General features: G+C 39.7%; 13 protein-coding genes. 6 read left to right on the top strand and 7 right to left on the bottom strand.

Going from position 1 to position 12003, the window contains the following annotated elements:
* Positions 1–612 (top strand): YncE family protein (locus tag BP861_RS10615; RefSeq protein ID WP_292375260.1); only part of this gene is annotated, 612 nt, incomplete at its 5' end.
* Between the two features lie 607 nt (positions 613–1219).
* Here BP861_RS10615 and BP861_RS10610 read toward each other — a convergent pair.
* The 3 genes from BP861_RS10610 to BP861_RS10600 all read right to left on the bottom strand — a co-directional run bounded on the left by BP861_RS10610 (position 1220) and on the right by BP861_RS10600 (position 2718).
* Positions 1220–1414 (bottom strand): 4Fe-4S dicluster domain-containing protein, encoded by a 195-nt coding sequence (locus BP861_RS10610; protein WP_292375258.1) that lies wholly within the window; start codon positions 1412–1414, stop codon positions 1220–1222.
* A 16-nt stretch (positions 1415–1430) separates the two neighbouring features.
* Entirely contained in the window at positions 1431–1727 is a 297-nt protein-coding gene (locus tag BP861_RS10605; protein ID WP_292375256.1) for an Hsp20/alpha crystallin family protein, read from the bottom strand.
* A 445-nt stretch (positions 1728–2172) separates the two neighbouring features.
* Positions 2173–2718 carry a uracil-DNA glycosylase gene (locus BP861_RS10600; RefSeq protein WP_292375254.1) on the bottom strand — a complete coding sequence of 182 codons (546 nt, stop codon included), beginning with the start codon at positions 2716–2718 and terminating at the stop codon, positions 2173–2175.
* A gap of 304 nt (positions 2719–3022) precedes the next feature.
* On the opposite strand from BP861_RS10600, the gene BP861_RS10595 reads away from it, so the two are divergent.
* Positions 3023–4261, top strand: coding sequence for a phosphoglycerate kinase (locus BP861_RS10595; protein ID WP_292375252.1), 1239 nt, complete (start codon positions 3023–3025; stop codon positions 4259–4261).
* A 322-nt stretch (positions 4262–4583) separates the two neighbouring features.
* A complete protein-coding gene (locus BP861_RS10590; RefSeq protein WP_292375250.1) occupies positions 4584–5192 on the top strand; it encodes a TIGR00296 family protein in 609 nt (202 codons plus the stop codon).
* A 319-nt stretch (positions 5193–5511) separates the two neighbouring features.
* Here BP861_RS10590 and BP861_RS10585 read toward each other — a convergent pair whose 3' ends face one another.
* The 4 genes from BP861_RS10585 to BP861_RS10570 all read right to left on the bottom strand — a co-directional run bounded on the left by BP861_RS10585 (position 5512) and on the right by BP861_RS10570 (position 8579).
* A complete protein-coding gene (locus BP861_RS10585; RefSeq protein ID WP_292375247.1) occupies positions 5512–5970 on the bottom strand; it encodes an Hsp20/alpha crystallin family protein in 459 nt (152 codons plus the stop codon).
* A 732-nt stretch (positions 5971–6702) separates the two neighbouring features.
* Positions 6703–7146 carry an N-acetyltransferase gene (locus BP861_RS10580; RefSeq protein WP_292375244.1) on the bottom strand — a complete coding sequence of 148 codons (444 nt, stop codon included), beginning with the start codon at positions 7144–7146 and terminating at the stop codon, positions 6703–6705.
* Positions 7147–7556: 410 nt separating this feature from the next.
* Positions 7557–7727, bottom strand: coding sequence for a hypothetical protein (locus BP861_RS10575; RefSeq protein ID WP_292375241.1), 171 nt, complete (start codon positions 7725–7727; stop codon positions 7557–7559).
* A 432-nt stretch (positions 7728–8159) separates the two neighbouring features.
* Positions 8160–8579 (bottom strand): nucleoside 2-deoxyribosyltransferase, encoded by a 420-nt coding sequence (locus BP861_RS10570; protein ID WP_292375239.1) that lies wholly within the window; start codon positions 8577–8579, stop codon positions 8160–8162.
* Positions 8580–9174: 595 nt separating this feature from the next.
* Between BP861_RS10570 and argC the strand changes: the two genes are divergently transcribed.
* The 3 genes from argC (at position 9175) to argJ (ending at position 11932) form a co-directional block, all read left to right on the top strand.
* Positions 9175–10188, top strand: coding sequence for an N-acetyl-gamma-glutamyl-phosphate reductase (gene argC, locus BP861_RS10565; RefSeq protein WP_292375479.1), 1014 nt, complete (start codon positions 9175–9177; stop codon positions 10186–10188).
* Positions 10189–10261: 73 nt separating this feature from the next.
* Positions 10262–10726, top strand: coding sequence for a CBS domain-containing protein (locus BP861_RS10560; protein WP_292375237.1), 465 nt, complete (start codon positions 10262–10264; stop codon positions 10724–10726).
* 18 nt (positions 10727–10744) lie between these two features.
* Positions 10745–11932, top strand: coding sequence for a bifunctional ornithine acetyltransferase/N-acetylglutamate synthase (gene argJ, locus BP861_RS10555; protein ID WP_292375234.1), 1188 nt, complete (start codon positions 10745–10747; stop codon positions 11930–11932).
* Positions 11933–12003 lie beyond the last annotated feature (71 nt).

Raw genomic sequence — 12003 nt, 5'->3', positions numbered from 1 at the left:
TCTGTAATTGACACTGCAACAAATACTGTTACGGCGACAGTGCCTCTGGGAAGCTTGCCACAAGGAATTGCAGTCAACCCAGATGGAACAAGAGTATATGTGGCGATAGAAAATCCAGGTGGATATTTTTTAGAACGCATAGGTGGTGTAACTGCAATTACAGGCGCTGTTGATGTAATTGACACAGCCAAAAACGAGTTTATAGACAGAGTGAGTGTGGGATCAGCTCCTCAAGAAGTTGCAGTCAACCCGGACGGAACTAAGGTGTATATAGTAAACTATGGGAGTAACACTACTTCTGTAATTGATACAGCTACAAACAAAGTTAACACTACGGTACACGTAGGAAGAGGTCCTGTTGCTGTGGAGATTGGTCCGGTAACAAAGTTCAGTTCTACTATGGACTCAAACAGTACTTCTTTTTTAAACCCTGTAAATCAAACCGAGAACCAGACAAATAATACCGGGATGAAAGCAAATGCAGGAACAGCAAGTAAGCAGGAAAGAGGATCTATCCCTACTAAAGCATCAAAAGATGCCCCTTTTCTAAGCCCTCTTTGGGTACTTGTAGCAGTACTGGGGACAGTTGCATTTGTAAGAATGATGAAGTAACAATGTGATTATGTTGACGCATCTTGTTATTTAACCCCGCAATTCTAAGCAAGTGAAGATTTACTTCTTTCCTTTGTTTTTGAATCAATCTTGAGTCTCATTTTGTAAAAAATTTTACATTCCTAAAATCAAGACCATTTGTTATATCCCACTTTCCGCAGTAAATTTTCAGATTTCATGATTTTTCCAACTATTGATTTTCAATTTAACATGGATTTATTGAACTTTTATGCAGAGGTAAAAGCAACTATATGATGTGTTTAGAGACCAAAAACTATATTATTCAATTTTCGCCAAGTGCCATTAATGTATAAATTACTTTGTTTCAAAAATGCTATCAGGAAAAATGCTGATTTTCGAAAAAATACTGCGAAATGTAGGTTATATTGTATTCTTTAATATCTTTAAAACATGCTTTACTACTCTTTTTCTTATTCTGTGTCTTTAATATTCATTTTTACTTTTTTCAAAATATCTGGGCTATTTTTCCAGAATTGGTTAGTTTTCTAGAGCCCAGATTTTAGTTCGTCGTTTGAACTTGATCATTACCAGTAGAACAACCTGCTGAGAGTTAATCTCAAAAGAATTACGAGGAGAATTTTTCAACTTAATCTTCAACAAGCTCGATGGCATCTTCTGGGCAGGCTTCCACACACTGGTTACATTCGATGCAATTTTCCGGGCGGGCGACAACTGCCCTTTTTACTCGATCAATTTCGTCAATATCAAAAACTTCTGCAGGGCAGACTTCATAGCAGGCAAGAGCTCCGGTACACTTTTTATAGTCGATTACTGGGTGCATTCTTCCTCCTCCAATTTTACTGAATCTCAACATTTACAGTCTCTGAAGTTTCCCTGTAAGGCACTATCACAAACAGTTTTCCGTCGCAGTATTTTGCGACTGCTTTTTGAGGGACAACTCCACAGCAGAATGCGTAAGTTCCTGCATATTCGACCCCCGTCTCTTCTCTTTTCGCTCTTATGAAAAATCCTTCTTCAACCATCTTTAATTCAATATTCTCTTTCTTTACTCCCGGTAGATTAATCTGAATTTCCAGATTTCCTTTGTCATCGGAACACGAAAATACATCAGGCGACATTTTTACCATTGCCATACTACCCCTCCAGATAATTCTTTCCCCGTGAAACATATAAATTAATTAAATTTGTCTATATATTAGAGAATTTAATATAAGGGCGTTAAGACATCTAAATTCCGGATGTTATATTACCCCGTTCCGGGCATCTATTACATAACAATAGATATTTCTTTTGCCGTTTATGCAACCTAGATATTCTAGTCTTTTTTATCCAATTTATTATTCCTAAACGCCACACAAACCCCAATAATAAAGTAAGGATTTCGATATTTATAATTTATGACTATATTGAATCTGTATATTAGTTTACAGACCGTGTTACTATGATTTCTAATGGATAAAATAGCCGGGTAACAAAATTAATTCCTAGACTCTCAAGTAAGAGCCTACAAACTGATAATTCACTGCTAGTAAGTTTTCGTCACCCTTTTTGCTAGGATATCACTGTCATATGGAAATTTCAGCTCCATAAATGACGATTTTTGTCAATGAAAGCATGCTGAGTTTCTACCTTTGAGCGAGTGTAAATAAGGGCTGCAGGATGATAGAGTTTCAGGATAGTTCTTCCTTCATGTTCTACAGGAGCTCCCCATTCGAGCTTTCTTTCGGGGCAAAAGGACTTCTCGGCTGTGTTACCAAGAAGGATTATGATTTTAGGATTAAGTAGAATTATTTGTGCAAGAAGGAATGGTTTACAGCATTCGATCTCATTTACCTTAGGTCTTCGGTTTTCAGGCGGGTGGCATTTGACCGTATTTGTTACCATCCAATCTTCTTCAGAAAGCTCCATGTACTCGACCATTTTATCCAGTTCTTTTCCTGCTCTCCCGTAGAATGGAATCCCGGTTTCGTTTTCGCTTTTTCCGGGAGCTTCTCCTATAAAGAAAACTCTCGGATTACAGGATCCTTTTCCTATAACTCTCCGGATTGCACTTTTATGGAGCGGGCAGCGCGTGCATTTAATTATCTCTCTTCCAATAGTTTCGTATCCTGCTTCCACCATCATTCTTATTCTTTCTTCAAAGTCTCTACGGTTGTCTTTCTCATATGTCGTTGCTCTCTACCTCCTTCAAATTTTTCCTATAATCCGAAATTGTAGTCCGATACATTCTTAAATTATAAGGCTCTTTTTTGCTTCCAGCTTTTACATAAAATTTGTACCCCATTTCAGAGATCTGGATACAAACAAACTTATTTATGGAAAAAATCCTATGACAAACATAATAATGATAAGGAATTCTCTATAATTTACCTTCTAAATTTATTCTCTTACATATATAATATCTCATTCACAAAGGTGCGCTGAGGGTATGACTTCTAGAAACTTTCTTACAATCGATGATTTTGACACGCACGGAAAGACAATTCTTATAAGGGTTGACCTGAACTCTCCTATGGATCCGCAGGGCAATATTCTGGATGATATGCGGATCCGAAGCCATATTGCCACTTTGAAGGATCTTGAGGATGCAAAAGTTGTTTTGCTTGCGCACCAGAGCAGGCCCGGAAAAAAAGACTTCACTACAATGAAGCCTCATGCCAACCTGATGTCTAAATACCTTGGCAAGCAGGTTCTCTATGTGGATGATATTTTCGGAACTTACGCAAAGACCAGGATTGCTTCGATGGAAAATGGAGATGTCATCCTGCTTGAAAATGTAAGGTTCTATTCTGAAGAAAGCCTCGAAAGAACTCCAGCAGAACAGGCCAATACGTATCCGGTTAAAAAGCTGGCTCCCTTTGTGGATATCTTCCTTAACGATGCCTTCGCCGTATCTCACAGGTCTCATCTTTCCGTAGTCGGTTTTACTGAGGTTCTACCTACAGGAGCCGGAAGAGTTATGGAAAAAGAGCTTACATCTTTAGATCGAGTGACCAAAGGAGGAGAAAAACCAACTATTTTCGTGTTAGGGGGAGCAAAAGTGGATGATTCTCTCCGGGTGGCGGAAAATGTTCTTGCAAACGGAGGAGCTGACAGGGTACTCTTTACTGGAGTGGTAGCAAATGTGGTACTTGCAGCATCCGGTATAAATATCGGGAAAGTGAATCTAGACTTTATTAAGTCCCAGGGATACGAAGGCGAGATCGAAAAAGCAAAAGGTATGCTTGCGAAATTCAAGGATAAAATTGGCCTTCCAAAGGATGTGGCTTTGAACGATAATAAGAAACGGGTTGAAGTGCCTGTTTCGGAACTTAATTCCGATTCTCTCCCTATAAATGATATCGGGCTTGAAACCATCGTGAACTTTACCAATGAAATTGAAAATGCAAAAACTGTTGTCTTAAATGGCCCGGCAGGGGTTTCCGAAGTTGAGGATTTTGCCCTTGGAACACATGAGATTATAAAAGCTGCTACTAAATCCGAGTTTTCAATAATTGGTGGTGGGCATATTTCGGCAGAAGTCGACCACCTTGGCCTTGCGCACCGTTTCTCTCACATAAGCACAGGTGGTGGAGCACTGATTGATTATCTCTCAGGAGTAAAGCTTCCAGGTGTCGAGGCTCTCAAGGCTGCAGCTAAAAGATATGAGAAAGCTAGGGAAGTTTAAATTTCTTTTCCTACAGTTTATCACATTTAAAACAATGGCTTTCTATACGGCAGTTCTTTTCTGTCGAATTCCCTATTTTTTAAATCCTATTTTTTAATATTTCTTTCCATTTCCAGTTCTTAAAAATGAAATTTCGGAAATATACTTTTATCAGCTTCGATAAACATACTGTTATACTAGCTTCCACGTAGATATTATCATACTAACTGTAAGCGCTAAGATACGTAGCTGGCATTTGCAGCTAAACTGTAATGCTTACAGCTAATGCTGATCAGGTTTTAAGGCAAGAATATCAAAATAAAATTGAGGTGTTGGTTCAAATATGCTTACAGATATTGAAGGCAGAGCTGCAGTCAAACTTGCAAGGAAAACGATCGAATCATTCTTATCTGAAGAAAGGCTCCCGGAACCTCAAGAACTGGATTTTGAGCTTTCTCCGGTTTTCAGGGAGAAAAGAGGTGTCTTTGTCACACTTACGGAGAACGGGCTTCTGAGGGGCTGTATAGGTCATCCGTTTCCGGATTCCACACTTGAAGACGCAATTATGGATTCTGCAATCTCTGCGGCAACCCGTGACCCGCGTTTTCCGCCGGTAGGAGAAGACGAGCTGGATGAGATAGTTGTCGAGGTCACAATTCTCACTCCGCCTGAAAAGATTAATGCTCCTGCAGAAGAGCTTCCTGAGCATATAGAGATAGGGAAGCATGGACTTATTGTAAAACAGGGCTACTGTCAGGGCCTTTTGCTTCCTCAAGTCGCCCCTGAGCATAATATGGATTCTATAGAATTTTTGGGCCATACCTGCCTGAAAGCCGGCCTTTCGCCTGATGCCTGGCTCAAAGGAGCTGAAGTCTCCTGTTTCGAAGGACAGATTTTCAAGGAAAAAGAACCGCAGGGCGAGGTCGTTGAGGAAAATCTTTCAGGTGAATGATAGCTCTTTAAGTGCCGAAGAATTCTTCCAGTTTTTCAGAATTCTTATAGCTTACCAGAATCCTATGGTCGGGAAATTATGTACTCCGAACATAAAAAGCGATTAATAATCTAAACTTTTTGGAAAGTAATCTTTTTGGAAAGTTATGTGGAAATATTTGGATTTTTTTATTGAGGGCAGCCTGCGAGATTTCAGGATTCTGCTCCTGTGTTCGCAGGCACCCTTTGATGGTTGTTTCTTTCAGGCTGAAATCAAGATGAAATTCGTTTTATCCGGGTTGTGATTCCTAGTACTGAGTATCCGTATCCTGAGTACCGATTTATTCAATCTGAATTCTTTTTCCGGTTACGGATTTTATTTTTGGTAGGGTGACGGTTAAGACGCCGTTTTTGAGTTGCGCAGTTGCTCCTTCTTCGGTTACACCGTCTGGAAGAGGAATTTCACGGTAATACCGCATGAAAGCCCGTTCTTTTCTGAGGTAACCTTCTTTTTCGGCCTCTTCTTCTTTTTCTTTCCCTGCATTGATTACTAGGACATTGTCCCTGAGATCGAGCTCAACATTTTCCTTTTCAATCCCAGGCAGGTCAGTTGTTATAATTACCTTATTGTCTTCTTCCGCAACATCAGTCAGCGGGGAGAAAGTTCCTGTCCCAAATCGGCTTTCTAGTGCAGGAAAAGTCCTGAACATCTGTTCCATATAATTCTGCATTCTTCTGATTTCATCAAACGGGTCCCAGCTATATACATCACGGTCTGTTCTTTTTACTGGCAATTTCATATACAGATTCCTTCCTATTCTATTTCAAGATTCTTTGATCTCAAGCTTTTCTGACTTCAGACTTTTCTGATTTCGGGAGTGCTTTCTCTCAGTTTCCCGGTTTTACTTGGTCTTATAGTAGTGTTTGTGATCTGTAAATCTCGCTTTAACCTAGAACAGGTATTATCCTTCTCTTCTCTGAAAGATACGGAAGAGAAATAAAGCGGCGGAGGTCCTTTTTTCTCTTACCCGTTTCTTACAGAGACGATAATTGAGAGTTTAAGACTCTCATATCTTTTCATGGGAGGGATAAATCCGTTTTTTGAAGGTGGTATAGGTTCACCTTCGGTCTGTTCGCATATATCTATTAAGTAACTGATGGGCAACACTTACAGGTTTTACTTAATGCCTCTGTATAGTGGTTATTGCTGCTAAGTTACTACCCTATAGTTAGGGCTATTATTATTTATGTGTATCGCTTATTTTACCTTTGATATTCATGAAAATCAGTTATTCAAAAGAAAATTGCAAAATTATCAGGCAAAAAAGGTTCTGGAATAGATCTCCGATTTGCTTAAGTTCAGATCTTCTATTACTTTATATGGATTAAAACATTTGATAGTTGTAAAGTAGCCACGCCAAAAAGAGAAATTTCAAGCTAAGAATATTTCTAATAACAATTTTTCTAGTAACAAGTGCTTTTAATTTTATCTATGTTACCTTAATATTTAAGAAATTAATGGAGTTATTCGCTTAAACAGCGAAGAACCGAAATTCTTCCCACTCCATTAAAAGTTGCACGCAACCTGTGTACTCATCAACCTCTTCTCCGACTACTACAAATCCACACGCTTTGTAAAATTGCAGGGCACTCTCGTTTTTCTTGTATACTTTGAGGGAGAGCCTTCCTTTCTGGGTTTTTGCGTACTCAAGAAGAGCCATGCCAACTCCTTTACCTTGCATTTCCGGCGACACAAAAAGGGCGCAGACTTCTTCTCCAACAAGGGAAATGAATCCCGCAAGTTGCCCTTCTTCTTCAAAAACAAAGTTTTCGGCAAGTGGAAGGTACTTCTCCTTCATTGCGCTCTTTTGCAAAGCCCAAAACGAGGCTGGGATGAAGAAATGAGAAATGACGGAGGCTTCGTACCAGATCCTTACCATTTTTTCTAGATCGGTTTTATTGTAGCTTCTGATCAATTTATCAACTTTCCTTTGTATTTCTGATCAATTTATCAACTTTCCTTGTATTTCTGATCAATTTATCAACTACCCTTTATATTTCAGTTCAATTTTTGGTTTCCTCGTAATTTCCATCATTTATCAGTTTCTCTCCAATTAAAAATTATTTTACCAGATTTCCGTTTTTTAAGGCTTTTTTACTTATGTAAAGTTAAAGGATAACTTCATAAATCGAGTACTGTAACCTGAAGGAGTCTAAATATCCAGCTTCGTGAAAACTGTATGTAAAATATTTGGGAAAACACAAGTTATATATATAGTGAAAATAGTCTAAAAAATGCCAGACCGAAAGAGCTTCGGCCTGAAAAAGGGCTTTCATAAAAAGAAGTCCGAATCAAAAATAAAAAATCGGAAAAATTTCTATCATTTCATTCCATTGACTCGATTTGGTGGATCAAGTCACTGGTATATTTTTCGGAAAACTCCACTTGCGGACTGAGTGGGACGATCTTTACCAGTTTCCCATATCTGGATACGTACATATCAGGCCCATGTGAAGTTTTCACTTTTGTAAACGTGTATCCGTTCACAAAGGTCACTATTTTAACCTCCAGTAGTTATTATGTCAGGCATTCTATATTAAAATTTTTTTACCTAATAATCGTTATAGATTATAGCTTCTGCAACTGAATCTTTTCTCAACTTATCTCTATTTAGATATAATTACATATTTAATTAAAAAGAGCAGTTTTAACACATTATTAATATAATGGTTATCTTTATAACCCGCTTTTCAGGACTCATATTTTTCTTTTGATTTTGTTTCAATTGAAGCTGGTTTGGTGGAGGAAACAGTGACTTTAATTATTGGTTTTAAGGCTAGCTCTTGAGAATCTTACCAATTTTGCCTAACAAGAATGTAGTTTTAGCTATTAAATATTTCCAAAAGTAACTCTTTTTGAAACTGTCTCTTCTAAGAATATCTTTTAAAAATATGAATAATTGGTAAACAAAGTAAAAGCCAAAATTTATCAATATTTTTCAATTATTTTGACCAATTCATCTTCATCTCTGGCAAGGGCAACTATAGCCATTTCTACCATAAGATTAACAATTCCGTCAGAGAGAAACCTAAAATCAGTTCGAATTCCTATAATAGGCTTTTCCTTTGCATAAGCGTAGCCTATTTCCCAGGCTGTTCCTGAGTCTACATCCACACCATCAAGGACCGCAACTACAATGTCCGAATCATCCACACCTTCCACACATTTATTAAATATACATTCCTGATTTTGTTTTTCACGTTCATTCAACGTATCCTCTGCGTCTTCTTGGGGCAAAAAAACCGAAAAGCCCTTCTTGAGCAGCAAATCCTTCAATTTGCGGTTATATTCGAGTTCCGCATGGCTGAAAAGGGGGCCTGCAAGATAGATTCTTTTCTTACTGTTCATGATTTTTTTCTTCCTGACACTTATGAGGCTATGCATAACAAATTTTCTTATAGTAAGAGAGGCTCCAAAGATAAAATCATTTACCTGTCAACTTTCCGTTTCCGGTGATAAGTGCCTTAACAATTCTGACCTGGAATATACTTATATATTAAAAAATTTAAGTTTTACTGATTCAAAATTAAAAATATATTGCTTTCTATATAATTTATTAATGAAACTTATACAATTTAATTTCTGATTGAGTGTGGACGATTACCGCTCTGATAAATGTGGATAGTTTCCGTTATAAGACTTTCTTAATGATTAGTTATATCTAGTCAGACGTCCTGAGCCAGGAATCGTAAACAAGGGATATCTAGTTTCCTTTGTAGTTCGTTATAAAAAGATATCTAAAGATATTGATCATTACTATGATCTCCTTTGAAAAATGTGTTTAAGAAAAAGGCATAGTTCTGCAGCTGGAACCAGCTTTTTGGGAACAATCTTTCGAGCGAGCCGTTTGATATCGATTAATCGTAGAAACAGATTTTACATTTAGTTTTTCCAATAACAAATTTAATTATCTTGTATTAGTATTACACAGGCAGTGACACTTATGATCAAGGCTGGAATAATAGGAGCTTCGGGATATACGGGAGGAGAACTCCTGCGCTTGCTTGTCAATCATCCCAATGTCAAGCTGGAGCTGGCAACTTCCCGAAGCCTTGCAGGGAAGCCCGTAACGAGTACGCATAGGCATCTTGAAGGTTTTATTGACCTCAAGTATGAAAATCCTGATTCTGAAGATATCAGGGAGCGCTGTGACGTAGTTTTTCTTGCAGTACCTCACGGATCTGCCATGAACTATGTACCTGAACTGCTCGACGGTAACACCAAGGTTGTTGACCTTAGTGCAGACTACAGGCTTGAAACCTCGAGATTCGAAAAAATCTACGGAATGAAGCACAGTGATCCGAGGAATGCCGTTTATGGGCTTGTAGAGCTCCACCCTGAAGTTGTAAAAGAGAATTTCGTAGCAAACCCGGGATGTTTTCCTACAGGTGCAACCCTTGCAGCAGCTCCTCTTGCAGCAGCAGGACTTCTCGATATTGCGGTTTTTGATTCCAAAACAGGAATCTCAGGAGCTGGCATCTCACCCTCTCAAAACTCACATTATCCAAACCTCGCGGAAAATATTATCCCATACAAACTTACAGCCCACAGACACAGGGCTGAAATCGTTCAGGAGTTGACAAGGCTCGATGGAAAGCTCAGGAACATTAATTTCACCCCTCATATAATTCCATCTATCAGGGGAATCTTTACAACTGCTCACCTTTTTACAAAGGAAGCTCTCTCCACGGACGACTTAAAGACAATTTACGAGGAATTTTACAGGGATAGGTCGTTTGTAAGGTTCCCTTCAGGAGTTCCTTCCTTAACCGCAGTCAGAGGTTCTAATTTCTGCGATATAAGTTTTGAAGCGGATAAGGAAAACAACAGGGTTGTTGTGCTCTCGGCAATTGATAACCTGGTCAAAGGCGCATCAGGACAGGCTATCCAGAATATGAACCTCATGTTCGGTCTGGACGAGACAAGTGGGCTCTGGCTGCCTGCTGCGGCTCCGTAAACTAACCAAAGCAAGAAAATATAACTGGTAATGGATAAAGTAAAGAATAGAATTTATCTCAAGGGGTAGTCAGATGAAGGTAAAAGATGTTATGAACTCGAACGTTGTTTCCTGCAAGCCTGATGATACAGTCCGGGAAGCGGCAAGAGTATTGAAGGAAAATAATATCAGTGGAGCACCTGTCCTTGAAGGTGAAGAGCTTGTAGGAATAGTAAGTGAAGGGGACCTACTGAAACTGCTTATACTCCCTGAAAAGGGGGAACTCTGGCTTCCAAGCCCCTTTGAGGTTATAGAGGTTCCTATAAGGGAACTCTTTGGCTGGGAGGAAACAAAGAAGATGCTTTCTGATGTGGGTTCCACAAATATAGAAGAGATCATGACAAAGGATGTGCACACAATCTCTTCCGAGGCATCCGTAGAAGAAGCTTCCGAACATATGATAAGGCACAGGATCAATAGGCTTCCTGTAACTGAGGATAGCCGCGTAGTGGGGATTATTACGCGCGGCGATATCATTAAAGGTCTTGCAAAGCTCTGAGGGAAAAGGAGAGTTTTCATGAAGGAAATTGAAGGTGGAATCTGTGCAGTAAGGGGCGTGTCTGCAAACGGGATTAAAGTCGGAAAAATGGGACTGACTGTCATTCTTGCAGAAGGCCCTGCAGCAGGCGTCTTTACAAAAAATAAGGTGACCGCAGCTCCTGTTATTCTTAGTAAAGGAGTGATCGAAACCGAGCACCATCTTTCTGCCATAATTGCAAATAGCGGCAATGCTAACGCCTTTACAGGCGATGATGGCTTCCTGGATGCTATGGAAATGGCTACAATGCTTGCCCAAAAACTTGACCTTAAGCCTGACACGGTTGCAGTTGCTTCAACAGGAGTAATTGGCAGAAGGCTTGATGTCTCCTTAATCGGGGAACGCCTTCCTGAAGTCACTGCAGGCCTGGGCAGTTCTCCTGAGTGCAGCCGGGAAGCTGCAAAGGCAATCATGACCACGGATAGGGTCGTAAAAGAAGTAGCTATAGAGATGGACTGCGGGATCAGGATAGGTGCCATTGCCAAAGGTTCAGGGATGATCGAGCCCAACATGGGAACTATGCTCTGTTTTGCATACACCGATGCGAAAGTGCCTGCCGACGTCCTGGATGCTGCTCTTAGAATAGCAGTGGATAAAACTTTCAATATGGTCGTAGTTGACGGGGATACAAGCACTAACGACATGGTACTCCTTACCTCCACTTGCAAGTCTGGAGTCAAGCCCTGTATGGACTGCCTGGATGATTTTGAGGATGGGCTAATTTACGTTTTCACCAAGCTTGCAAAGATAATGGCAAAAGACGGAGAAGGCGCTACAAAACTTATTGAAGTCAGAGTAGTGGGCGCAAAAACCCATGAAGATGCTAAACTTGCTGCAAAGGCAATTGTACGCTCCCCTCTAGTTAAATCCGCAATTTTTGGAAAGGACCCCAACTGGGGAAGGGTTGTAGCCGCTGCAGGTTACTCAGGTGCAGAACTTGAACAAGAAAGGCTTTCCCTCTCTTTTTCAGGAGGAGGAGAAGAGGTTGAACTTGTAAAATCCGGCGAGATTTCTAGTTCTTCGGATCTCGAGCTTTTGAAAAAGATAATGGCAAATGAAGAAATTGTCATTACTCTTGATCTTAATATAGGAAAGGAGCAGGCAACAGCCTGGGGTTGCGACCTGACTTACGACTATGTCAAGATCAATGCCGAATATACGACTTAACACTGAGTACATAGCTTAATGCGGTATTGAATACAGACCTAATGCTATGACTTACTGTAATACATAACTGA

Origin of the sequence: Methanosarcina sp. UBA411, assembly GCF_002495725.1 — an archaeon.
Taxonomy (GTDB): domain Archaea; phylum Halobacteriota; class Methanosarcinia; order Methanosarcinales; family Methanosarcinaceae; genus Methanosarcina.
This window is presented reverse-complemented; position numbering and strand designations above follow the sequence as displayed.